Source organism: Gordonia sp. NPDC062954, assembly GCF_044543825.1.
GTDB classification, from domain to species: Bacteria; Actinomycetota; Actinomycetes; order Mycobacteriales; family Mycobacteriaceae; genus Gordonia; species Gordonia tangerina.
In genome coordinates this window covers 104,544-127,819 of the sequence record NZ_JBITWL010000012.1, presented here as the reverse complement: position 1 = coordinate 127,819, position 23,276 = coordinate 104,544, and the positions used below count along the sequence as shown (strand labels likewise).

At 66.8% G+C, this 23,276-nt stretch carries 18 protein-coding genes; 7 read left to right on the top strand and 11 right to left on the bottom strand.

Annotation, left to right across the window (positions count from 1 at the left end; all coding sequences use genetic code 11):
- Positions 1–58 precede the first annotated feature (58 nt).
- Entirely contained in the window at positions 59–1,213 is a 1,155-nt protein-coding gene (locus ACIGKQ_RS13700; RefSeq protein WP_266062972.1) for a MalY/PatB family protein, read from the bottom strand.
- 70 nt (positions 1,214–1,283) lie between these two features.
- On the opposite strand from ACIGKQ_RS13700, the gene ACIGKQ_RS13695 reads away from it, so the two are divergent.
- Entirely contained in the window at positions 1,284–2,090 is an 807-nt protein-coding gene (locus tag ACIGKQ_RS13695) for an LLM class F420-dependent oxidoreductase (RefSeq protein ID WP_235721414.1), read from the top strand.
- Between the two features lie 78 nt (positions 2,091–2,168).
- Positions 2,169–4,187, top strand: a complete 2,019-nt coding sequence (locus ACIGKQ_RS13690; RefSeq protein ID WP_266062974.1) for a TPM domain-containing protein — start codon at positions 2,169–2,171, stop codon at positions 4,185–4,187.
- A gap of 16 nt (positions 4,188–4,203) precedes the next feature.
- Here ACIGKQ_RS13690 and ACIGKQ_RS13685 read toward each other — a convergent pair whose 3' ends face one another.
- Positions 4,204–5,580 carry an NAD-dependent succinate-semialdehyde dehydrogenase gene (locus ACIGKQ_RS13685; protein ID WP_266062975.1) on the bottom strand — a complete coding sequence of 459 codons (1,377 nt, stop codon included), beginning with the start codon at positions 5,578–5,580 and terminating at the stop codon, positions 4,204–4,206.
- Between the two features lie 203 nt (positions 5,581–5,783).
- Here ACIGKQ_RS13685 and ACIGKQ_RS13680 point away from each other — a divergent pair, with 203 nt between their 5' ends.
- Positions 5,784–7,874 (top strand): PhoX family protein, encoded by a 2,091-nt coding sequence (locus ACIGKQ_RS13680; protein ID WP_396574043.1) that lies wholly within the window; start codon positions 5,784–5,786, stop codon positions 7,872–7,874.
- A gap of 10 nt (positions 7,875–7,884) precedes the next feature.
- On the opposite strand, the gene ACIGKQ_RS13675 is transcribed toward ACIGKQ_RS13680, so the two are convergent.
- Complete coding sequence (locus ACIGKQ_RS13675) at positions 7,885–8,115, bottom strand: PLDc N-terminal domain-containing protein (protein WP_235721418.1); 231 nt, start codon at positions 8,113–8,115, stop codon at positions 7,885–7,887.
- A gap of 56 nt (positions 8,116–8,171) precedes the next feature.
- Between ACIGKQ_RS13675 and ACIGKQ_RS13670 the strand changes: the two genes are divergently transcribed.
- The gene (locus ACIGKQ_RS13670) at positions 8,172–8,645 is read left to right on the top strand and encodes a MarR family winged helix-turn-helix transcriptional regulator (RefSeq protein ID WP_235721419.1); all 474 of its coding nucleotides are present in this window, start codon (positions 8,172–8,174) and stop codon (positions 8,643–8,645) included.
- Positions 8,646–8,658: 13 nt separating this feature from the next.
- Positions 8,659–9,936 (top strand): MFS transporter, encoded by a 1,278-nt coding sequence (locus tag ACIGKQ_RS13665; RefSeq protein WP_396574041.1) that lies wholly within the window; start codon positions 8,659–8,661, stop codon positions 9,934–9,936.
- Here ACIGKQ_RS13665 and ACIGKQ_RS13660 read toward each other — a convergent pair.
- Positions 9,914–12,856, bottom strand: coding sequence for a hypothetical protein (locus ACIGKQ_RS13660; protein ID WP_396574039.1), 2,943 nt, complete (start codon positions 12,854–12,856; stop codon positions 9,914–9,916). The two genes, ACIGKQ_RS13665 and ACIGKQ_RS13660, sit on opposite strands and share 23 nt — an antisense overlap.
- A gap of 299 nt (positions 12,857–13,155) precedes the next feature.
- On the opposite strand from ACIGKQ_RS13660, the gene ACIGKQ_RS13655 reads away from it, so the two are divergent.
- On the top strand, positions 13,156–14,784 hold the full coding sequence (locus tag ACIGKQ_RS13655; RefSeq protein ID WP_396574038.1) for a DUF222 domain-containing protein: 1,629 nt from the start codon (positions 13,156–13,158) through the stop codon (positions 14,782–14,784).
- Here the strand turns inward: ACIGKQ_RS13655 and ACIGKQ_RS13650 are convergent.
- The 6 genes from ACIGKQ_RS13650 to ACIGKQ_RS13625 all read right to left on the bottom strand — a co-directional run bounded on the left by ACIGKQ_RS13650 (position 14,778) and on the right by ACIGKQ_RS13625 (position 20,288).
- Positions 14,778–15,146 carry a carboxymuconolactone decarboxylase family protein gene (locus ACIGKQ_RS13650; RefSeq protein ID WP_235721423.1) on the bottom strand — a complete coding sequence of 123 codons (369 nt, stop codon included), beginning with the start codon at positions 15,144–15,146 and terminating at the stop codon, positions 14,778–14,780. The two genes, ACIGKQ_RS13655 and ACIGKQ_RS13650, sit on opposite strands and share 7 nt — an antisense overlap.
- Positions 15,143–15,724: an alpha/beta hydrolase gene (locus ACIGKQ_RS13645; RefSeq protein WP_266063897.1), complete on the bottom strand. Its 582-nt coding sequence runs from the start codon at positions 15,722–15,724 to the stop codon at positions 15,143–15,145. Before ACIGKQ_RS13645 ends, ACIGKQ_RS13650 begins: the two co-directional genes overlap by 4 nt.
- Entirely contained in the window at positions 15,721–17,082 is a 1,362-nt protein-coding gene (locus ACIGKQ_RS13640; RefSeq protein WP_266063899.1) for an MFS transporter, read from the bottom strand. Before ACIGKQ_RS13640 ends, ACIGKQ_RS13645 begins: the two co-directional genes overlap by 4 nt.
- Positions 17,083–17,250: 168 nt before the next feature.
- Positions 17,251–18,318, bottom strand: coding sequence for a 3-keto-5-aminohexanoate cleavage protein (locus ACIGKQ_RS13635; protein WP_266063900.1), 1,068 nt, complete (start codon positions 18,316–18,318; stop codon positions 17,251–17,253).
- 79 nt (positions 18,319–18,397) lie between these two features.
- Positions 18,398–19,285 (bottom strand): TauD/TfdA family dioxygenase, encoded by an 888-nt coding sequence (locus ACIGKQ_RS13630; RefSeq protein ID WP_266063902.1) that lies wholly within the window; start codon positions 19,283–19,285, stop codon positions 18,398–18,400.
- Positions 19,286–19,313: 28 nt separating this feature from the next.
- Positions 19,314–20,288, bottom strand: a complete 975-nt coding sequence (locus tag ACIGKQ_RS13625) for a quinone oxidoreductase (RefSeq protein ID WP_266063905.1) — start codon at positions 20,286–20,288, stop codon at positions 19,314–19,316.
- Between the two features lie 153 nt (positions 20,289–20,441).
- Here ACIGKQ_RS13625 and ACIGKQ_RS13620 point away from each other — a divergent pair, with 153 nt between their 5' ends.
- A complete protein-coding gene (locus ACIGKQ_RS13620; RefSeq protein ID WP_396574036.1) occupies positions 20,442–21,515 on the top strand; it encodes an AraC family transcriptional regulator in 1,074 nt (357 codons plus the stop codon).
- Between the two features lie 382 nt (positions 21,516–21,897).
- Here ACIGKQ_RS13620 and ACIGKQ_RS13615 read toward each other — a convergent pair whose 3' ends face one another.
- On the bottom strand, positions 21,898–23,238 hold the full coding sequence (locus tag ACIGKQ_RS13615) for an MGH1-like glycoside hydrolase domain-containing protein (protein WP_235721430.1): 1,341 nt from the start codon (positions 23,236–23,238) through the stop codon (positions 21,898–21,900).
- Positions 23,239–23,276: the final 38 nt, after the last annotated feature.

The following is a 23,276-nucleotide window of genomic DNA, read 5'->3' as shown; positions in this document are numbered from 1 at the left end:
CGGAACGTTGCAACGAGCCGAGATACCAGGTCAGGGCGTCAAACGAGGTGTTGTGGGCTCAGCGGACGGCGCGCTGGATCCCCTCCAGACCCGCACGGAGCAGCTCTGGCGAACACCCGACGTTGAGCCGGGCGAAACCGCGGCCCGCCAGACCGAACGCCGGACCGGAGTGCAGGGCCACCCGACCCTTCTCCAGGATCGCGGCGGCCGGGTCGTCGCCGAGGTCGGTGGCTCGGAAGTCGAGCCACGCGAGGTACGACGCAGCCGGCCGATGCAGCCTCACCTCGGGCAACTCGGCCTCGAGCCAATCGGAGAGCAGCCCGATGTTCGAGACGAGGACCTCGAGTGTCGCGTCGAGCCAGGCGTCGCCCTTCGCGAACCCCGCTGCGGTACCCGCACGGCCGATGATGCTGGTACGCACGCCCACCTCTTCGGGTTGGCGATCGAGCATCGAGCGCATGGTGCCGGAAGCGGCGATCATCAACGCACACTTCGCGCCTGCGATGTTGAAACCCTTGCTCGCCGAATGCGCCGCGACACCCACCTGCCGTGCGGCCTCCCCCGTCGCGAGGAATGGCGTGAAGTCGCGGCCGGGGTGGACCAGCGGCGCGTGGATCTCGTCGCTGATCACCACGGCACCGTGTTGCCTCGCGAGATCGGCCAGCGCGACCAAGTCGTCGACCGGATGGATCAGGCCGAGGGGGTTGTGTGGGTGGCACAGCAGAACCGCACGCGCCCCGGCCGCGAGTTCACTCTCGATCCCAGCGAGGTCGAGCGACCAGCTGCGGTTCTCGTCGCATCGCAACGGCACCTCGCACACCTGCCCACCGGCCTCGGGGATGAGTTCGAAGAACGGCGGATAGACCGGCGGTGTGATGATCACCCGGTCACCTGGGGAAATGGCTACCCGCAGCGCCTCCACGATCACCACGCTGACGTCGGTGGTGAGGCGGACGTCAGCGGGCGCGACGTCCCAGCCCCAACGTCGCTGCGCGAACCCGGCGAATGCATCCCCGACCGAACCCGCACCACCCGCGTAGCCCACATCGGAGGCACGAATCTGCTCCACCATCGCGTCGGCGACCACGGGCGCCAGCTCGAAATCCATCTCCGCCACGAACATCGGCAGCACATCGGCGGGGTAGGCACGCCACTTCACACTGGTGCGCCGACGCAGTTCGGAAAGGTCAGGGGCCTGCGGTCGCATCGTCACCCGTCCTGCTTTCCACCGCGGCGCAATTCGGACAGTGACGCGGCATAGATCCTTCGGCAGACTGGTTTTCATGACCTTCACAGCTCGCGATTTCCCTGTCCGCGTCGGTGTTCAGCTGCAGCCCCAGCACGCCCCCGAGTACTCGATGATCCGCGACGCCGTGCGCCGTGCCGAGGACATGGGCGTCGACATCGCCTTCAACTGGGATCACTTCTACCCGCTCTACGGCGATCCCGACGGCGAGCACTTCGAATGCTGGACCATGTTGGGTGCCTGGGCCGAGCAGACCAGCCGGGTGGAAATCGGGGCGCTGGTGACCTGCAACTCCTACCGCAATCCGGAGCTGCTGGCGGATATGGCGCGCACCGTCGACCACATGTCGGACGGGCGTCTCATTCTGGGCATCGGCTCCGGATGGTTCCAGAAGGACTACGACGAGTACGGCTACGAGTTCGGTACCGCAGGCAGCAGGTTGAACGACCTCGGCGAGTCGCTGCCGCGAATCACCGACCGATTGGGCAAGTTGAACCCGAAACCCACCCGCGACATCCCGGTCCTGATCGGTGGCGGTGGCGAGAAGAAGACGTTGCGCCACGTTGCCGAGTACGCGAACATCTGGCACTACTTCGTCGATGTGCCGACCTACGAACGCAAGTCCGGCATCCTCGACGAGCACTGTGCAACCGTGGGCCGCGATCCCGCCCAGATCGAGCACTCCGCCGGCCTACAGGCCCGGACCGTCGACGATGCGCTGCGTGAGGCCGACGAATTGGTGGCAGCGGGCATCTCGCTGATCACCGTCGGCGCCGGCGGTCCCGACTACGATCTGTCGGTGCTCGAGGCCGTATGCAAGTGGCGCGAGGGCAACAACAGCTGACCGGGGTGAGCCGGCGCTGACACGGCCGGGACATCCGCCACGCCCGCGGCGTCGGACGTGGCGGATAGATTAGGACGCATGCTTGCCTCCGCCACGCTGCTCCGTCGGCTGGGCCTGACCCTCGTCGTCCTCGGTCTCGTCGCTCTCGTCGCACCCGGCGTGCTCGCCGGCTCCTCCCACGCCGAACCGCCATCACGACTGCCCACGCAGGTCGTGGACTCGGCCAACGTGCTCACCACCACCCAGCGCACCGAGCTCCAGGCATCGATCGATCAGCTCTACACCGATCACGAAGTGCAACTGTGGGTTGTGTACGTGCGCGACTTCGACGGGGTGGGCCCCGAGCAGTGGGCGACGCAGACCGCGACCATCAGCGATCTCGGTGACCGCGACGTAGTGCTCGCCGTCGCCACCGACGACCGCGCCTACTACTTCAACGCGCCCGAATCGGTCGACGGACTCGACCAGGACGCCATCGACGACATCGCGCGCGGCGACATCGTGCCGGCCCTCAAGGACAGTGACTGGGCGGGCGCCGGGCAGGCCGCCGTCGACGGGATCAACTCCGCGATGACACCGTCGAACGCGGGGCTCTACACGGCACTGGCCGTCGGTGGGCTCGCCGTGGTCGGTGGTGGCGGGTTCCTGCTGTATCGGCGTCGCCGCAAGCAGCAACGCATCGAGGCCGGTGTGGAAGCCATGCGGGAACAGGAATTGACCGGCGACCAGCTGGTCGCCCAGCCACTCGATGTGCTCGACCCCTGGTCACGGGAGGTGCTGACCGACACCGACAACGCCATCCGCACCAGCGAGGAAGAGCTGGCCCTGGCCGTCGGCGAGTTCGGGGAGGTGGAGACCGCCCCGTTCACCGAAGCGTTGGCCGAGGCCAAACGCGGACTGGCCGAATCGTTCACGGTGCGTCAACTCCTCGATGACTCGATCCCGGAGACCCCGGACGAGCAGCGGGCGATGCTGGTGCAGATCATCACCACCTGCACCGACGTCGATGCGGCGCTCGATGCCCAGGTGGAGAGCTTCGACGCGATGCGCAATCTGCTGATCAACGCCGATTCCCGGTTGGCCGAACTCACCCAGAAGCTGGTGGCGGTGCGTGCCCGCATGGAGCAGTCGCAGAGCAAACTGGACGCCTTGATCGGCAGGCATGGCGAGACGGTGCTGGTGTCGATCGCCGACAACGTCGATCTGGCGCGCGAGGAGATCGAGTTCGCCGAGCACAGCGCCGACCAGGGACGGGAGGCGGCCTCCGCGCCGGCCGGCGAGCAAGGGCCCGCCGTGGCCGCGATCCGCTCGGCCGAAGGTGCGTTGGAACAGGCCAACCGGTTGCTGGATGCGATCGACAACGCCGAGGCCAACATCGCCGCCGCGCACACCCGGATGCCCGCTCTGATCGACGAAGTCGACGGGGAGCTGGCCGAGGCGGCGGAGCTGACCGGCGACGGCGGGCCCGCGCTGGCCACCGCGGTGCAGAAAGCAACCGCCGCGTTGTCGGCGGCACGGGCGGAATTCCACGACGACCCGCTCGGTACGTTCACCGCACTCGTCGACGCCGACGCCGACCTCGACGACGCGCTCGACGACGCCCGCGCATCCTCGGCGGAGCGCCGGCGCCGGGCCGAACTGCTGAACTCGGCGGTGACGGCCGCGCAGGCCAAGGTATCGGCCGCCAACGACTTCATCTCGACGCGGCGCGGCGCCATCCAGTCGATCGCGCGCACCCGGCTCGCCGAGGCGCAGCGGCTGCTCGCCGAGGCCACCGCCGCGGGGGTCGCCGACGCCGCGCAGGCCGCCCAGAGTGCCCGACGCGCAGGCTATCTCGCCGATCAGGCGTTGATGGCCGCGCAGGGTGACGTGGTGCAGTGGCAGCAGAACCAAACCCCGCACCCGACGGGGCCTTCCGTCGGCGGTGCCGTGCTCGGCGGCATCCTCGTCGACAGCTTCCTGCGCGGCACCATGGGCGGCGGTGGCCGCGGCTGGGGCGGTGGTTTCGGCGGTGGCTACGGCAGCGGCGGCCGCAGCCCCGGATCCTTCGGCGGCTCGGGCAGTTCCGGAAGGATCGGGGTCGGCGGCCGCTTCTGAGTTGCCTCGGGCGTTGCTACTTGCTCGAGGTCCGACGTAGGCGGGTGTTGACGAACTCGCCCATGCCCCAACGGCCGAGTTCGCGTCCGTAGCCGGAGCGCTTCACCCCGCCGAACGGCAGACCTGGCAGCGTGGTGCCGTGTTCGTTGATGTAGGCCATCCCGACCTCGAGCCGATCGGCTACCTGCTGCGCCTTGCCGAGGTCGGTGCTCCACACCGATCCACTGAGCCCGAAACCGACATCGTTGGCGAGTTCCACCGCCTCATCGATCGACGAAACCCGGTACACCATGCCGACCGGACCGAAGATCTCCTCGGCGTAGGCGTCCATCTCGCTGGTGATCCCGGTGAGCACCGTCGGCGCGTAGAAGGCACCATCGCGGTCGAGCTTCTTCCCGCCGGTGTGCAACGTGGCGCCCTGCTTCACGGCGGTGTCGACCTGCTCGGCCACGCCGTCACGTGCCGAGATCGACGACAGCGGTCCCATGTCGGTGTCCGGGTCGGCAGGGTCACCGACGGTGACCGCTTCGAATTGGCCGACCAGCCCCTCCACGAACTCCTCGTAGAGCTCGTCGAGCACGATGAAACGCTTGGGCGAGTTGCAGGCCTGACCGGCATTGGACAGCCGTGCCTGCGCGGCGATCGTCGTCGTCCGCGCCATGTCTGCGGTGTCGAGGAGGATGAACGGGTCTGAGCCGCCGAGTTCGAGCACCGACTTCTTGAGGTGTTCGGCAGCGGTCTGAGCCACCGATGCGCCCGCCTTCTCACTGCCGGTCAATGACACACCCTGCACAACGGGGTCGGCGATGAGGTCCGCGACCTGACTGCTGGAGGCGAAGACGTTGATGTACACGTCGTCGGGCGCGCCCGCCTCGTGCAGGATCTCGGCCATCAGCTGCGCCGAGGCGGCACAGATCGAGGCGTGCTTGAGGATGATCGAGTTGCCGACCATGAGATTCGGTGCGACGAAACGGACCACCTGGTAGTAGGGGTAATTCCACGGCATCACCCCGACCAGTGGACCGACCGGTCGACGCTGCACGATCGACTCGTCGGCACCCTGGGGATCGAGTGTCTCCGTCTCGAGCAGATCGGGTCCGTGTTCGGCATACCAGCGGTAGATGTCTGCGGCCAGCTGCACCTCACCGTCGGCCTGCGCCTTGGGTTTACCCATCTCCGTGGTGATCGCCGACGACAGTTCGTCGGCCCGCTTCTCGTAGATCTCCGCAGTCCTAGCCAGCACCTCGGCCCGCTTCTGCACAGGGGTGTCACGCCACTGGCGGAATCCGGCGTCGGCGCGTTGCGCCACCGCACGGACGTCGTCGTCGGACAGGCCGGGGAACTCCCGCTCGGTCACTCCGGTCGTCGGGTTCGCGGTCACATACGTGCTCATCTATTCCGTCCTTCCTGTCGGATGCAGACCGGGTACCCGCGCCACGGCGGCACCCAAACACTCCGATGCGAACATTCCGATGCGCACGTGGTGTTCGCCCTGGGTTCACGGACACCTTTCCGACGGTTCTCTTTACCTCCCTAACGTCCTCACAGTTCTCGATCCAGCCCACTTGTAGAGAGCGACCCGGAGGGGAAGTTTCCGTGCGTATCCCGTTGCAGCTGTTCACCTCGACCGACCGACCCGGCCGGTCGAAACGTGCCCACGTGACCTGCCAATACAAGTGCGGCGAGGCATGCTGGCACGATCCGGGCAATACCAGCGACAACGAATACTTCCGGGATATCCTGCGGGCGAGTGCTTCTCGACGTACCGTGCTGCGCTCGTCGGCCGGCGCGGCGGTCGCGATCGGCGCAACGTCGCTACTCGCGGCCTGTGGCGCCGACGACACCTCCGACTCCGCGGTGGCGAGCTCGTCGGCGGTCGACGACACTCCCCCGCCCGGGATGAACTTCGCCACCGTGGCACCCAACACCGAGGATGCCGTCGTCATCCCCGAGGGATACCGGCAGGAGGTGGTCATCGCATGGGGCGATCCGGTGCTCCCGGGTGCGCCGGCCTTCGACTTCAACCGCCAGACACCCGAGGCCCAGGCGATGCAGTTCGGCTACAACAACGACTTCGCGGGCCTGATCCCGGTCGACGGTGTGTCGGGCCACTACTACCTGGTGTGCAACCAGGAGTACACCACCGAGGAGTTCATGTTCACCGGCTACCAGAGCGGCGAACCCACCGAGGAGCAGGCCCGGATCTCGATGGCCGCCCACGGCATCACCGTCGTGGAGGTGTCCACCGAGACGGGCACGGGAGCGGTGACCACCATCGTCGGCCCGCGCAACCGCCGAATCACGGCGACGACGCCGATGCGGCTGACCGGCCCCGCCGCCGGCACCGATTTCGTCAAGACCTCGGCCGACCCGACCGGCGAGACGGTGCTCGGAACCTTCGCCAACTGTGCCGGCGGGATCACCCCGTGGGGCACCATGCTGTCGGGTGAGGAGAACTTCGACGGCTACTTCAGCAACGCGAGCGCGGTGACCGACGCGACCGCCGCCGAGCGGCTCGAACGCTACTCGTTTGACGACGACTCCGACTACCACCAGTGGGGTCGGTTCGACCCCCGCTTCGATCTCGCGCAGGAACCGAACGAGGCCAACCGGTTCGGCTACGTCGTGGAGGTGGATCCGCACGATCCGAACTCCACCCCGATCAAGCACTCCGCGCTCGGCCGGCTCAAACACGAGGGTGCCACGATCCACGTGATGTCGTCGGGTCCCGACGAGGGCACCGTGGTGGCCTACACCGGCGACGACGAGCGATTCGAGTACATCTACAAGTTCGTGTCGAGCCGCAAGATGAAGACCGGGGTGTCGGCGACCGCGCGCGCCCACAACATGGGCATCCTCGACGAAGGCACTCTCTACGTCGCGTCGTTCACCGGCGACAACCCCGACGCCGTCGATGGCAGCGGCGAACTACCCGAGGGCGAGTCCTTCGCGGGCACCGGCACCTGGCATCCGCTACTGACGGTCAACGCCGACGGTTCGGCCCGCTCCCATGTCGACGGGATGACCCCGGAGGAGGTGGCGGTGTTCACCCGGCTGGCCGCCGATCAGGCCGGGGCCACCAAGATGGACCGACCCGAGGACATCGAGACCAACCCCCGCACCGGAAAGGTGTACTGCGCGTTGACCAACAATGACGAACGCGGCACCGACGGCGAAGCGCCGGCCGATGAGGCGAACCCGCGCAACGAGAACAAGAACGGTCAGGTCATCGAGATCACCGACAACCACACCGGCACCGATCTCACCTGGAATCTGCTGCTGGTCTGTGGTGACCCGGCCGCCGCCGACACGTACTACGGCGGCTATGACAAGACCAAGGTCAGCGCGATCTCCTGCCCCGACAACGTGGCCTTCGACCCGCACGGCAACCTGTGGATTTCTACCGACGGCAACGCACTCGACAGCAACGACGGCTTGTTCGCCATCGCCCTCGACGGTGCGCAGCGCGGACAGACCAAGCAGTTCCTCACCGTCCCGGAAGGAGCCGAGACATGTGGTCCGATCATCGGCAGCGACCGGGTGATGGTGTGCGTGCAGCATCCGGGTGAGCTCGACGACCACTCCGCCGACAACCCGGCATCACACTGGCCCGACGGCGGCGACACCCAACCGCGGCCCGCAGTGGTCGCCGTGTGGCGTGACGGCGGCACACCCATCGGCGTCTGAACAGGAGCACTCAGCTCTGCGACTTGCGCCCCACCACGAAGTAGGCGATCGGCCCGAAGTAGTTGAGAAAGCTCAACGCCACCCAGAGTGGCTTCGGGCCCTTCACCTGCTCGGCCGGTCGCCGCTTCAGGTCGCGCAGGGCCGCACCCTGCAGCGCGAACTGGACGATGGCGCCGACGATGATCAGCGCTCGTGACCTCGGCGGGAGTTGGGAGAATCGCTTCTTCTTCGCGCTTGTCATGGATCTCACAATAGTGTGTGCTTTTATTTCGTAAACCTAAGTATTAGCCTGGTCGCGTGTCTGATGACGAGACGTTCCAATTGGCATCGGCCCTGCGGCCGACGGTGACCCGGCTCTACCTGACCCTGCGGCGACGCACACCCATCGCCGAGTACTCGGCCGCGCAGGCATCCGCTCTGGCGGTGCTGCTCGACCACGGGCCGATGCGAATGGGCGAACTCGCCGAGCGCGAATCGATCCGGATGCCCACCGCGACAGCGCTGATCGACGGGCTCACCAAGAACGGTCTGGTCGAACGAACCCCCGACCCGGCAGACCGCCGCGCCGTTCTGGTCGGGCTCACCGACCACGGACGAGATCTGCTCGACCGGGTCCGCGGCCGCCGCGACAGCATCCTGACCGCGGCCCTCGCCGAACTCAGCGACGACGACCGCGCCGCACTCACCGCCGCCGCACCCGCCCTCGAGGCGTTGCGTCATCAGCTCGAGTCGCTCCCGAATCCGGAAGCGGCCGACATCACCGCCGAATGATCCCGAGGTAACCATGACCGTCACCGAGAACCGGCCCGTCCCCCAGCCGGCCGAACACCACGAACCATCACTGCTGGAGACCTTCCGCCAACAGCCGCGCACAGTCTGGGTGACCGCATTCGCCGCGGTTATCGCCTTCATGGGTATCGGCCTTGTCGACCCCATCCTCAACAGCATTGCCGAAGCGTTGAATGCGCCACCGGAGAAGCTGACCCTGCTGTTCGGCGTCTACGTCGGTATCCAATGTGTCGCGATGTTGCTGACCGGTTGGGCTGCTTACCGATTCGGCCCCAAACGCACCCTCACCGTCGGTCTCACGTTGATCGTGATCGCCGCCGGGATCTCATCGTTTGCGAGCGGGATCGATCAACTCATCGCCTACCGGGTGCTCTGGGGACTGGGCAATGCGCTGTTCATCGCGACCGCGCTCGCGTTCATCGTGTCCGCGGCCAAGGGGAGCCAGCACGGCGCGATCATGCTGTACGAAGCCGCGCTCGGCGTCGGCCTGGCCGTCGGTCCGCTGTTGGGAGCCGTTCTCGGCGAATGGAGTTGGCGCGCACCCTTCGCCGGCACCGCGCTGCTGATGCTGGCCGGCGCGATCCTGTGCGCGGTCATGTTGCCGTCGGATGGCCCGCGCGCCACGCGCACGCCGGTCCGGATCGTCGACCCGCTGAAGGCGCTGCGCAACCGCACGCTGCTGATCACCTCGATCGGGTCCGCGTTCTACACCGGTGCACTGTTCACCGTCATCGCATGGGCGCCGATCGCGATGGGGCTGCGACCGATCTACGCCGGCCTGATCTTCTTCGGTTGGGGCCTGCTGACCGCGCTGGCCGGCGTGTTCATCGCGCCGTGGCTGGCCGAACGGATCGGCCAGAAGGGCGGTGTCATCAGCGCGATCTCGGTGTATGCCATCGTGATGGCGCTCGCCGCCATCGGCGTGCTCACCGACCAGGTGGCGCTGATCGGGATCGCGGTCATCCTGTCCGGCCTTCCCTCGGGTGTGTTGAACACCCTGTTCACTGGTGTCGCGATGTCCTCGGGTGAGGGTTCCACCCCGCGGTCGGTGTCCAGCGCCGGCTACAGCTTCCTGCGGTGGATGGGCGCGGCCGTCTCCGCTGTGCTGGTGGCCCACCTTGCCGACTCATTCGGCTCGGTGTCCGCGCCGTTCTGGTTTGCCGCACTCTACTGTGTGATCGCCGTGGCCGCCGTCGCGTTCGTCCGTACGCAGGCTGCCGCCGACCACGAGGTCGACGACACCGCGGCACTTATCGGCGCCGAAGAGTACTGACCGGCGGGGCGCCTGCGCTGCCCACCACGCGTAGCGCCTCTGCGCCGATGAGGCGCCCCAGTTGGGTGTAGGCGGCGAACTGTCCCTCGTCGAACCACTGATCCGACGTGCTGTCATGCGGGAAGATCGAATGGGTGTTGGCATACGTCATCAACCAGTCCGGGCAGTTCTGCCAGAGGACCGCCTTCGCCAGGATCAGCCGACCGGTCCGTGACACACCGTCCTTCGGCGGATAGGCGAAGGTCGCGGTCACCACGCACTGACTCGTGATGCGCGCGTTCAGTGCGGCGAAGTCGTCGTCGGGGTCGAAGGCTGTACCGGTCCCGGGAGCGAGGTGCTCCGCGGTGTGGTCGTCTCCGCCGCCCTGTTCTGGAAAGCTGAACGTGACGCCGAGTTCGGCGCGGGCCAAGCGGATCGCGTCGGCCAGGGTGCTCAGATTGGGCGGGGTGTCGCCGCTGGCGTCGATGCACACGATGGTGGTGCAGCGGCGCCGCAACGCCTCGACGAGGCCCAGGTTCTCGTAGTGTCCGCCATCGGAGATCTGGAGGAGTCGTCCGCGGGCGGAGTTGAGGCCCAGTACCTCTCGATACAGGTAGCCTGCGCCCCGGTAGCGCGGCAGCCCGTGTGGCCAGGACCAGTTGTTCTGCTGGTGCGTCGACGCGGCCAGGAAGGCCGGGTTCGGCAGCCAGGTCCCCAGGCGTGCACCGGAGATGGCGAACAGTTTCTGATATCCCGAGCCCATCCGGCCCATCGCGGAGGCGAACGCCGCCCCGCTCACCGCGACCGCGGCCTGCACGGTCAGGTCCCGACGGATGCGCGGTGGGGCCAACTGCTTCAGGATTCGGGTGGACGCCCAGCCGACGTCCGGGCCGCCCACCCAATCGGTTCCGAAGCTGAACGGCACCGCGTTGAGCCCCGCGGCCGGCTTCTCCTGACCTGAGATCGTGGCCGCGGCAGCGAACACGAAGTGCGGTGTGGCGTCGGGGCTGTCGAAGTCCGCGAGTTCGGTGGATTCGCTACTCGGATACGCCTCGGCGGTCATACCCTCGCCGTCGGCGCTGCGGACCCGGCGGACAGCGAACGCACGGGCCAGCCGACGCCGATAAAACGGCTGCAGACTCGACGAGGTCACGTCGTAGAGCGACAGTGTGATCGCCAGGATGACCGCTATCGACAGGACCCACCACACGCCGCTGTGATCTGCGCCGCCGGCAGAAACATCTTCGCCGGACAGCATGTCGCGGGTCTGCGCTCCTTGATCGACCGGATGGGCGACAAAGGTGTCGAACGTCCACGCTCCGACGCCCCCGAAAGTGGCAAACCACGTCGCGATCACCACCGCCAAAGTCGCCAGCACGAGCAGCAGTTGCACCGCGCCGCGGGGAACTCCCTTGCGCGGCGCGTCCGGCTTGCCCCGGATCCCGGCGACGAGCTTGCCAACGAGTCCCCGGTTGCGCCACAGGATCGCGGCGAGCAGCGCCACATAGTTGAGCAGCGCGACTGCCGACGCGCTCCAGGCGATTCCGGCCGGCGACGACGACAGCACCGAATCGGCCAGCCGCATCAGGCCTGGTGCACCGACCGTCATCACCGCGATGATCGCCACGGCCACCGCGAAACACACGGCGACACCCGACAGTCGCTCCCGCCACCGCTCACCGCGATCACTGACCGACCGCGCCTCGGTGTAGCCGGCGGCGACCAGAAGGGTGAAGCAGATCGCGCCGAGAACGCCCAGCACCCACAGCGTCGCAGCGGAATTGGCGAACAGACTCGCCTGATCCGGATCGGTGGGCGCATCCGCGGTGTTCTCATCCGGTACCGGCACGATCGCAGCCATGGGGATGGTGGCGTAGACGATCCCGGCGAGCACTCCGGCGATGACCGCCGGGGTGAACAGAATTGTGAGTGACAACAACATGTTCTTGGCGATGATGACCAGTGCCGCGATCATCTCGGCGGGACTGTCGGCGATGTAGCTGGCACGGCGCCGAATGTGGTCGTACTCCTCGCTGCCCTCCCCGAACAGGTCGGCGAGACCGACCTGCTGCACGTCGTCCGCGTCATATCGGGCCTGCATGTCTTTCGGCCACGACCCGGTCCGCGGCGCGTTCCGGCGCATGGCCTGCAGGAATGCGCCGGCGGTGTAACCACCACCGGACACCGACACCACGTAGTCGGGCTCGAGGCCGCCGACCTCGCGTCCGGTGAGGCTCTGCATCGCTCCCAACGCGACCGAGGCCGACCGCACCCCGCCACCCGACAAGCAGATCGCGGTCGTGTCTCCCGTGTCGCTGGTAGGGGTCAGATAGGCGCGATCCCAGCGGGGTTCGTCTGCCCAGCGGTCGGTTCTCGGTGTCGGCGCCCACGCCTGCGCACCGTGTCTGCGCACCCAGCGGCGCGCCACGATGGCCTTCACCAGTCCGACGAGCGACCACAGGGCGATCACCGACGCCGGGATCAGCAGCGCGAATTTGGCCGTCGCGAACACCGCCGATGCGGCGAGGTTCCCCAGCGTCCAATCGGTGGCCAGCGCCAGGTTTTCGGCGATGTCGAACAGACCGGCCGCGACGATGCCCACCCCGGCGACCGTGGACACCGTCCGGTAGGGCGCGGTGAAGGCCAGCAGACGTCCCAGCAACGCCAGCCCGCCCAGCGACAGGACGTAACCGAGGATGAGCCCGAGGTCGGGTGCGAGGGTGCCGCGCAGCTCGTCGAGCCGCGCCTGCTCGGACGGCGGGTAGCCGAACTCCCACGGGACGACGCCGGGCGCATACGAGGGCACGCAGGTCACCGCAACCAGCAGCAGGCCCAACACGATGATGATCACCACCGCGATGACCGTGTTGCGGTCGGTGGGCGAGCGTTCGGCGGAGAATCGGATGCGGGCACGGCTGCCGATCACGCTCGGTTCTGTCATCGATGCCTCGATTCCCCGGGTGCGCTCGCTCAACCGATGTGATCTGTCTACACCCGTGGGTATGGTTCGGGCCAGTGTCCCGCGCCGGCGTCCGCAGTTCGGATGACTGGCTTCTGCTGTTGAACGGGCGCTGACCTGTGCGAACGTTCTTGTCGGTGGGGTGTCGTAGGTTGGTGTCAGCGAGATCGACGAAGTGATGTGAGCCAGGTCGGGCCGGTGATTGAGCGGTCTGTTTCTTTCGGAGATATGTGGGTTGTGGTCTCGCGCTGCCCGATAGGTGTCTCTGGAAGGTGTTGCTGGTGTCGGGTCCGGGTTGGTCGGTTGCGTCGTGGTGGAGTGACCCGTCGCCGTGGCCGGAGTTGCCTGCGCTGTTCACCGGCGGCCTGCCGGCCGAGGCTGTCGGGTCGCGAGACACCAACGATCTGCTCGGCGCCTTGATCTCCGATGTACGCGGTGAGGCGTTTACGGCGTGGCATCGCTATCAGATCGCCGCCGAACTCCACACCCGCCTGGTCGGTGCTGAATCCGATGATCACGCCCTGTTGCTGCATGACGGGTTCGCCGACTGCGCCGCCCGGATCGCGGTGAGCCAAGCCATCAGTCAGGGCGCCGCTGAGCAGTTCCTGCATCAGGCCGTCGCGCTCCGGGATCGCCTGCCTCAGGTGGCGCAGCGGTTGCGCGATGGTCGGATCACCGCCGAGTTGATCGTCAAGATCATCTCCCGCACCGAACTGGTCGATGGGCAGCCGTATGCGGCTGCGGTCGATGCCGAGATCGCCGCCAACCTCGACGCCCACACCACCGCCTGGTCGGCGCACCGGCTGCGCGACATGTGCGATCGGATCATCTTCCGGCATCATCCCGATGCGGTACGTGAACGCCGCCGCCAGGCCCTCGACAAACGTGGTGTGCACTCCAAGAACACCGGTGACGGGATGGGCGAGATCTCGGCGACGATGGCCGCCGAAAACGTACGCATCGCCGCCGAGGCGGTCCGTAAGCTGGCCGACGCGGTGTGCGACAACGACGAACGAACCCGCCAGCAGCGGGCCTCAGATGCGATGTTCGCCCTGTTGTCGGGCACACCGTTCGAATGCCTATGTGGTGTCGACACCTGCACCGCCGTGATTCCCGAGGCGACCACGGCGCCACCGGCGGATGCGAAGATCGTCATCCACGTCGTGTGTGACGAGGCCACCCTGGATGGTGCTGAGCATGCCGGATTCATCGACGGCTACGGCGTCATCGACGACGCGCATGTGCGGGACCTCGCCGCGCGTACCGATGCGGTCATCAAACATCTGGTACCCACTGACACCACACCGGACCCGGATGGCGGGTTCACCCTGGACGCCCATCTGCCGTCGGATCCGTATCGGCCGACGGCCGCGTTGGACGCCTTCATCCGAATTCGCGACGGCTATAGCGTGGTGCTAGGTAACGACACCCCCGCGTGGCGGGCCGATATCGATCACGTCGCCGAATACAACCATGCCAATCCGGCCGAAGGTGGTCAGACCGAACCGGACAATCTGAACGTCAAAGACCGCTTCTCCCACATCCGTAAGACGTTCGGGTCGTGGCTCGACGACCAGTACCGCGACCGCCACGGCCGGTTACGCACCGAGTTCATCACCCCCGAAGGCCTCGTCATCGCCGGCGATACCGAAAGCATGGAGAAACTGTTCCCCGGACTACGACGTATCCGATTCAAACCACCACCACCGGCGGCCGACAAAAGCACCGACACAACGACGCCGCCGCCGACACCACCCACCCGCTCCACACCTCGGGTGGCAGCCAAACACGCCCGCCGACAGCAAGAACGCGAACGCAACCGCCAACGACGAAAGGAAGCCGAAGCCGCCGAGACACAGGACGAGCAGCGCGGCGACGGGCCGCGTCATGGACCGCCGCCAACTCAATGAGATTCGCTCTCTTCCAACAAGATCGGTAGACCCACGTTGATCGAGTGAATCCCCACCGAGGTCGTCATCTTGAGAACCTCCAGAATCTCACGCTGTGTCACCCCGCAGTCCAGAGCGGCGCGAATGTGTCGCCGCAATCCGGGTTCGTACAGATGCGTGCACGCGGCGTCGACCGCGATGCACAGCAGCTGCACGACCTGTGGCGGGAGCACGCCACTCTGGTAGGGCTCGAGGACCGCGGTGAGGTAGTCCTCGGTCCAGATAGGGTCGAGTTCGTCGAGCCCGGTCCACAGCTCGTTCCAGGACCCATCGGACTTCAGACGGTCCACCAATGACCTGTCGTCGTCCTCCGCGGCAATCACGCCGACCTCTGCTCAGACACCGTCGCGAGCAGTTCGTAGGTCAGCTGCAATCCCCGCGGCCACGGGCCGTAACCGGCGGCCGGATTGAGGTGTCCGACATCGCCTAGGTCGACGACGCGACTGCCCCACACCTCCGCCATACCGGTGATGCGTCGAAAACCGCCCAGTGCGTCGGTTCGACTCGCCGCAACCGTGGACGGGAACGGCAGCCGTCGGCGCGGGATCGGGTTCCAGCCGCCGTCATCGAGGTCCGCGGTGCTCGGATACCCTGCGGGAAGTGGTAGCTCCAGGTCCGCGGGCGTCACCAGCAGCGCGCCCGCGATCTCCCGCGTCGGGTGCTGCGCCCAGTGCACCGTGGTGATGACTCCGGCGCTGTGCGCCACCAGCACCACCGGACCACGCACGCGATGCAGCACCTCGTCGAGGGCGGCGACCCTCGCCTGCCGGCTGAGTTTGTCCCGCTCGAGCGGCGGTACGATGACTGAGTCGAGCGCTGCGGCCAGATGCGTCTGCCAATGATCGGCGACGTGATCGCGTAAACCTGGGACGATCACTACCGTCGGTTCGCCCCGGTTCATCGGACACCTCCGGCCGGCCGAGCCTGCAATGCTGCCAGCTTGCGCACACCGAGCGGATGCAGCCGATACCCCGCAGCCAACGCCACGATCGCAGCGACATAGACCAGCGGCGAGAGTTGCAGGGCTGTACGCAATCCCACCCAATCGGCAAGGATGCCGACGACGAACGGCCCCAGCGCCAGACCCAGCAGATTGTTGGCCACTGTCAGCGACCCCATCGCCGAGGCACGCATCGAGGCATGCGTCAGATTGGCCACCATCGCCGCCGTCGGGCCGGATGATCCCGCGGCGAAGAATCCGCCGAGACAGATCAACGCCACCTGCGACGCACCGGCAGCCAGACCGAAACCGACGGTCAAGCACACCAGTGAGATGACGCAGAACGCGATCGCGCTCAACCACTTACGCCGGATGTCGACACGCCCGACACGGTCGGTGATGAACCCACACACCACCATGCCACTACCCACGAGCAACACGATCCCGGCCGCCGCGATGCCGGCCTTGTCCGGGGCCAGACCGTAGAACCGGTTGAAGAAACTCGGTGTCCACGACAACAGCACGGCGGCAGTGAACATCTGCAGACCGCCGCCGGCATACGCACAGAGAACCGCCGGGTTGGTGAACAAGCTCGACACCGGCGCGCGCCGGGGACCCGACGGCGCGGCGCTGCTCACCACGCCACGTGGCGCAACGTCGTCCACCGAGTTCTCGGCGACTTTGCGCTCGGTGACGATCAGCCGGAACAGCGCGACCAGGATGAGCCCGAACACCGCCATCGCGGCGAACGACCAGCGCCACCCCAGATGCACCGCGATCACGCCGCCGAGCGCGACACCGAGCACCGACCCGAACGAGCCGCCGGCCATGAACGCCCCGCTGAGCGTTGCGTGTACCCGAGGCGCGAACACGCTGAGTACCAGCGCGATTCCGACGCTGCCGTATGCGGCTTCGCCGACGCCGACGAGGAAACGCGCGGCCAGCATCTGTTCGTAGTTGCTTGCGATGGCGCACAAGAGCGTCGCGATCGACCACAGCACCGCCATGACGACGAGGCTGCGCACCCGGCCCCAGCGGTCGGCGATCAACGACAGCGGCAGGGTCAGCAACCCCACCATCAGGGCGACGATGCTGGTCAGTGAGGCGAGTTCCGAGTCGGCCAGCGACCACTCGGCCTTCAGGAACGGGAAGACGGCGCTGAGGACCTGCCGGGACATGTAGTCGGAGATCAGCAGAGCGAAGGTGAGCGCGAACACGAGCCACGGGTAGAGGCGGCGTCTGGTGGTCCGCGGCGAGGCGGGGTGGGTGGTCAGCGAGGTGTCGTCGGCCGGTGGGATCGACGAGAGGGGAGTGCCCATGGGAGGCTCCTGGCGGTGCGGGTGAAAGATGTGAGGGCGCAAGATGCGGCGGCGCACGTCGATCACTCCGAGGTGAGCGACGTCTGCTCGGTGACCGGACCGCGCCGAAGCCGGCCGGTCCGGTCACCGATGAGGATGGTCTGACGGGTGAGGGTGTAACGGGCCCCGTCAGCCCTGGGTCTGGAATCCGTGGTGGGTGAAGCCGACCTGCCCGGGGCGCCGGTTGGGCGCATAGCCCAGCTTCGCCAGTGTCTCGTCGGCGTCGCGATACTGTTCGCCGATCCGGTAGATCTCACGGGCTTCCTTGCCGCCGGCCACCTCACGCCCCAGTTCACCGGCGATCCGGACCAACTGTTCAATCTGTTGTACCGACGTCATCTTCTCACCGACCCTGCCCCAGATGGTGTCTTCGTTGCCACATCGGGTGTGCAGGCCCATCGCGATCGCCATCGCGTTGACCGGCAGTACCGACCGCATCAGCGTCTCCAGCGTCAGGCAGGCGCCGTCCGGGACGCGCTGGATGAAGTTCATGATGTTGTACGGATTGGGGCCGTCGAAGCCGCCGCCGATGCCGACCCAGGTGAGGTTGAGGGGGCCGGTGTAGACGCCGCGGCGGATCAGCCGCTCCACCGTCTCCAGCTGCGGGATGCTCGACAGCTGGAAGTGCGGCTGGATTCCCGCGGTCTGCAGGCGTCGCAGATGCTCCTCTACCCAGGCCGGTCCGGCGGGGACCGTCATCTCCCGGTAGGTCGACGCCAGCTCCGGACGTGCCAGCGAGGTGCCGCCGATGTCGTCGGCGGTCATCAACTCCATGATGTTCATCTGGCTGGTGTTGATGGCGATCGTCACCTGGTCCGGTGCCGGATCCAACTCGGCCAGCATGTGCCGGGTGTCGTCGGACAGCCACTTGGCATCTGCGCCTTCACCTTCGGGGGCGAACGAGATGGAGCCACCGACCTGCAGGATCATCTCCGGCACCGCCTCGCGCAGTCCGGAAAGCAGTTCGTTGAACTTCGACAACCGCTTGCTGCCCTTACCGTCGAGTTCACGGACATGGATGTGCAGCACGCTGGCGCCGGCCTCGTAGCAGTCGACGGCCTGCTGGATGTGCTCTTCCATCGTCAGAGGCAGGTCATCACGGAAGTCGTCGGGTTCCCATTCCGGACCGTAGGGCGCTGCGGTGATGACCAGCTTGTCCTGGTTCTCCGGGAACAGTGCGTCGTCGTGGAAATGCATGGTCGTGCTCCTTCACTGATGGTGAATCAACTGTGTTGTCGGCGTGGATGGGTGGGCCGGTGGTGACGTGTGTCCGGGGTCAGAAGGGACGATCGCCGATGATCCCGGCGCGCTCCATCTTTCGGACGGCCGGCCAGTAGTCCTGGACGGCATAGTGTTGGGTGCTGCGGTTGTCCCAGATGGCGATGCTGTTCGGCGTCCAGCGCCACCGCACCTGGTACTCGGGGATGGATGCCTGGCTAATCAGGTACTGCAACAGGTTGGCGGCTCCGGGCGCATAGTCGATGCCGAATCGGATGTTGTCGGCGGTGTGGTAGTTGACCAGATGGGTGGCGAACGAGTTCACGAAGAGGATCTCGTCGCCGGTGTCCGGATGGGTTCGGACCACCGGGTGTTCGGCATCGGGGTACCTCGCGTGCAGCGCCGCGCGCTGCTCGGCCGACATCCGCGCGCCAAAGCTCGCCTCGATGCTGTGGCGCGCACGCAGATTCGCGATCTTATCCTTCACCGTCGCCGGTAGCCGGCGATAGGCCTCGACCATGTTCACCCAGATGGTGTCGCCACCGACTGGCGGCGCCTCGACGCAGCGCAGCACGCAGCCGAACGGCGGGTTCTCCCGCCAGGTCGCGTCGCAGTGGTAGGCGTTTTCGTAGTGTTCGGGCGGGCTGACGAGGTCCTTGTAGATGCGGACCAGACCGGGATGGTCGGGGTCACTGCCGACCACAGGATGATCCTCGAGCGGTCCGAATCGTTGCGCGAGGGCGACATGCTGGGCCCGCGTGATGTTTTGGTCGCGGAAGAACAACACCTTGTGATGCACCAACAGCGCGCGCAGTTCGGCGAACAGGTCGGCATCGGAGGCGACCTCGCCGAGGTCGCACCCCGTGATCTCCGCTCCGATCGAACAGGTCAGCTGTTCGACCTGAAAAGTGCTGGACGTCGGTCTCGTTCGAGTTGCGGTGGTCATCGGATTTCCTTTCGTGAGTGTCGTGTGATCAGACCGAGAACACCGACGAGCCGACACTGCGCCCGGATTCCAGGTCACGATGTGCGGCAACGGCGTCGGAGAGCTCATAGCGTTGGTTGATCTCGATGGAGATCCGCCCGGCGGCCACGTGTCCGAACAGCTCGGCAGCCAGTTCTCGGCGTTCGGCCGGGTCTGCGATGAAGTCGGCGAGCGCCGGCCTGGTGACGTACACCGACCCGGCGAGCGCCAGTTGCATGGCATCGATCGGCGGCACCGGACCGGATGCGGTGCCGAAGCACACCAGCAGACCGCGCCGCGCGACCGATGCGAGTGACGATGCGTAGGTGCGGGCACCGATACTGTCGTAGGCCACTCGTACACCCACACCGTCGGTGAGTTCGCGGACACGTTGTGCCACATTCTCTTCGGTGTAGATGATCACCTCGTCACAGCCGTGCGCATGGGCGACCTCGGCCTTGGCCTTGGTCGACACTGTGCCGATGACGCGGATACCCAGCAGACGAGCCCACTGAGTGAAGATGAGGCCGACCCCGCCGGCAGCAGCCTGCAGCAACACGGTGTCGCCGGCCGCGACAGGCCAGATGCGGCGCAGCAGGTATGCGGTGGTCAACCCGCGCATCGTCATCGCCGCCGCGGTGTCGAAACCGATCTCGTCGGGCAGGGCGATCAGATGCTCTGCGGGCATCACCCGTTCGGTGCTGTAGGCGCCGAGGGGGCTGCCCGTGTAGGTGACGCGATCGCCGGGCGCGAAGTCCTCGACACCCGGCCCGACGGTCTCGACGGTGCCGGCCGCCTCCACACCCATCCCCGCGGGTAGGGGCGACGGATAGAGTCCGGTGCGGAAGTAGGTGTCGGCGAAGTTGAGTCCCACCGCCTCGTGCCGAATGCGGACCTCCCCGGCTCCCGGTTCGGGTACGTCGACCGCTTCCCATCGCAGGACCTCCGGCCCGCCGGTCTCGTGGAATCGAACTGCCTTCGCCATGGTGGCCCCTTCTCTGTCCCCGGCGCGGCGGCGAGCATGTGATGATCTGCCGCGCCGATTCGGTTTGTGATGCAGACCACGTTATGGACTGGCGAGACGCATTTCTTTTCTGTACGGGACTCACCACTGTTCATTTGGGGACATACTCGGGGTGTGAAACCTCTGGCGCGCTACGCGGCGCTCAACAACTTCGTCGAGCTGGGGCACTCGCTGGGGCTCGACCCCGCACGCCTCATGCGTGACGTCGGCCTGGATCCGGCCAGCATCGGCCTGCAGGATCGGTGGATCCCGGCCGAGGCGGCCGTCGAGGTGCTTGAACGTGCCGCAGCCGCAGCCGACCGCGACGATCTCGGTCTCGCCTTGGCGCAGTTCCGAAGGTTGTCGCATCTGGGACCGTTGAGTCTGGTGCTGCGCGAAGAGCCCGACGTGCGCAGCGCGCTGCTGCTACTGATCCGTCATCAACACATGTACAACGAGGCGTTGCGCATCCGGCTGACCGAGCAATCGGGCATCGCGACCGTGCGCGTCGCGCTGGACCTGGGTTACCCCGGTGATTTCCGGCAGTCCAGCGATCTCGCTGTGGGCGTGCTGCATCTGTTGATCCAAGGGTTCATCTCGCCGGGGTGGCGTCCGTTGAGCGTCTCCTTCACGCACCCGCCGCCGCGTGACCCGCGGGTGTGCCACTCGTTGTTCGGCCCTCAGGTCCGCTTCGACGCCGACTTCGATGGGATATCGCTCTACACAAAGGATCTCGACACCGCAAATGCAATGGCGGACCCGACGCTGCGCCAATACACCCAGGAGCTGCTCGGCGATATCGACACTCCCGGCGCGCCGACCACCGAGCATCGGGTACGCGAACTCGTCGAACTACTGCTGCCCACCGGACGGTGCTCGGTCGAGCAGGTGGCCCGCAGCCTCGGCGTCGACCGGCGGACGGTCCACCGTCGGCTCGACGACGACGGCACCTCGTTCTCCGCGGTTCTCGATGACACCCGCGCGGAGTTGGCCCAGCACATGGTCGCCGGCCGCCGGCAATCGATGATCGACATCAGCGAATCACTCGGCTTCGCCTCGCCCGGCAACTTCAGTCGCTGGTTTCGCAAACGGTTCGGGCAGTCGCCCAGCCAATGGCGCGCCGAGCCCACCAGCCACCCTCCGCCGGACCACCAGCCCGGCGACCCTCCGCCAGACAACCAGCCACACCACCCTCCGCTGGTCGAGTAGCCACCGAGCCGCTAGGCGAGGCGGCGTATCGAGACCACTTGCGTCACATGAATGCTCGACCATCGTCGGACGTCACCTGATCTCGATACGGCTCCTCGCTGCGCTCGTCACCTACTCGATCAGCGAGCGAGGTCACCCACAATCAGCGAACGAGGTCACCCACAATCAGCGAGCGAAATTGCCCACATTCAGCGAGCGAGGTTGCCCACGACCAGCGAACGAGGTCACCCAAAATCAGCGAGCGAAATTGCCCACATTCAGCGAGCGAGGTTGCCCACGACCAGCGAACGAGGTCACCCACAATCAGCGAACGAAGTCACCCACAATCAGCGAGACGGGTCACCCAGGAGCAGCGAGACAAGTGTGAGCGTGACCGCCCAGCTCAGTCCAACCAGTCCAGCACCGCGGCCGCCGTCCAGCTCTGCTGCATGCTGCCCAGCGGCTCGCCGGTGAACGGTTCGTAGTACTCGGCGAACGCGCCGTCGGTGGCCTGCCGCAAGCCTTCCTCCCGCAGCCGGGCCGATCGTTCGGTCCAGCCGCGACGGGCGAACGCCCAACTGAACAGCCACGTCATCACCGGCCATACCGGCCCGCGCCAGTATTCGCGCGACCGGAAGTCCATCGAGATCGGCGACGTCGACGGAGGCACCGCGTACCGCAGATCAGGATGGCCACAGAACCGCGGGCCGTCGAACAGCCGCAGCAGGGCGCGCTCGCGTTCACGCGAGAGCCCGCCACAGATCAGCGGCGCGAACACCGCGAGGGTCTCGGTGTTGATCCACTGGTCGGTGCGCAGGTCGTAATCGCGGGCGGCGCCATTGCGTTCGTTGGCCGACGCCACCACACCCGCGCGGAATCGGTCGGCCCACGCGCGTAGGTCGCGAACATCGGAGCGCGGTTTGGAGTAGTCCTCGCCGATTGTGGCCAGCACATCGCAGGCGACCGAGAAGATGGCGCTGACGAAGACGTCCTCGACGGCGAAACTCATCACCTTCGGCAGCAGGTCGTCGTCGTAGTTGGAGCGCTTCATCTGCTCGACCAGCCAGAGGTAGCGGTCGTATTCGAGGTCCGACGGCCGCATCGACAAGTCACCGACGTGGTCGAGATCGGCACGCACGTAGGCGGGCAGATCCACCCCGGGCACCACGTTGGCATACGGCCGGTCCCAGCGCGGCGAGTTGTCCATCCCCGATTCCCAGCCGTGGAACAGGGTGACGCGGCCGTTGCCGTGCGGGTCGCGTGCATGGGCGAGCCAGCGATGCCACCGCACCAGCGACGCCCAGCGACGGTCGATGAACTCGTTGGCCACCGACCGTGTGGTGCGCCCGTGGCGGCGCGAGTGGTCGAGGATGCGTTGCACGGCGATCGCATGCACCGGCGGCTGGGTGATGCCGGAGGTGTCCGGCGCGTCGGGGGCCGCCGGCGCAAGGCGCGCACATTCCCAGCGCGCCGGACCGGGGAAGTACCCGTCGCGGCCGTTGGCGAACACGATGTGCGGGATCATGCCGTTGTCCCACTGCGCCGACAGCAAGGTGTCCATCTCGATCACCGCCCGCTCCACCGATAACGGCGCAAGTCCGACGGTGACGAAAGCGGCGTCCCAGCTCCACATATGTGGGTACAGCTTGGGCGCGGCGCTCGTCATCGTGCCCAGATCGTTGCCGCGTAGCAGGTACGCGGCGCGGGCTGACAACTGAGTCGGGGTGAATCCATACCGGGCCACCCGTCGATTCTGCACCGGGTCGACGGTCGTCGCGCAGC

What these genes read in the sequence shown, in the direction of transcription:
- ACIGKQ_RS13660 (WP_396574039.1), bottom strand. Translation starts at nt 12,856, where the DNA reads ATGACAGAACCGAGCGTGATCGGCAGCCGTGCCCGCATCCGATTCTCC.
- ACIGKQ_RS13685 (WP_266062975.1), bottom strand. Translation starts at nt 5,580, where the DNA reads ATGAGCACGTATGTGACCGCGAACCCGACGACCGGAGTGACCGAGCGG.
- ACIGKQ_RS13675 (WP_235721418.1), bottom strand. Translation starts at nt 8,115, where the DNA reads ATGACAAGCGCGAAGAAGAAGCGATTCTCCCAACTCCCGCCGAGGTCA.
- ACIGKQ_RS13695 (WP_235721414.1), top strand. Translation starts at nt 1,284, where the DNA reads ATGACCTTCACAGCTCGCGATTTCCCTGTCCGCGTCGGTGTTCAGCTG.
- ACIGKQ_RS13645 (WP_266063897.1), bottom strand. Translation starts at nt 15,724, where the DNA reads ATGAACCGGGGCGAACCGACGGTAGTGATCGTCCCAGGTTTACGCGAT.
- ACIGKQ_RS13625 (WP_266063905.1), bottom strand. Translation starts at nt 20,288, where the DNA reads ATGGCGAAGGCAGTTCGATTCCACGAGACCGGCGGGCCGGAGGTCCTG.
- ACIGKQ_RS13635 (WP_266063900.1), bottom strand. Translation starts at nt 18,318, where the DNA reads ATGCATTTCCACGACGACGCACTGTTCCCGGAGAACCAGGACAAGCTG.
- ACIGKQ_RS13630 (WP_266063902.1), bottom strand. Translation starts at nt 19,285, where the DNA reads ATGACCACCGCAACTCGAACGAGACCGACGTCCAGCACTTTTCAGGTC.
- ACIGKQ_RS13665 (WP_396574041.1), top strand. Translation starts at nt 8,659, where the DNA reads ATGACCGTCACCGAGAACCGGCCCGTCCCCCAGCCGGCCGAACACCAC.
- ACIGKQ_RS13640 (WP_266063899.1), bottom strand. Translation starts at nt 17,082, where the DNA reads ATGGGCACTCCCCTCTCGTCGATCCCACCGGCCGACGACACCTCGCTG.
- ACIGKQ_RS13690 (WP_266062974.1), top strand. Translation starts at nt 2,169, where the DNA reads ATGCTTGCCTCCGCCACGCTGCTCCGTCGGCTGGGCCTGACCCTCGTC.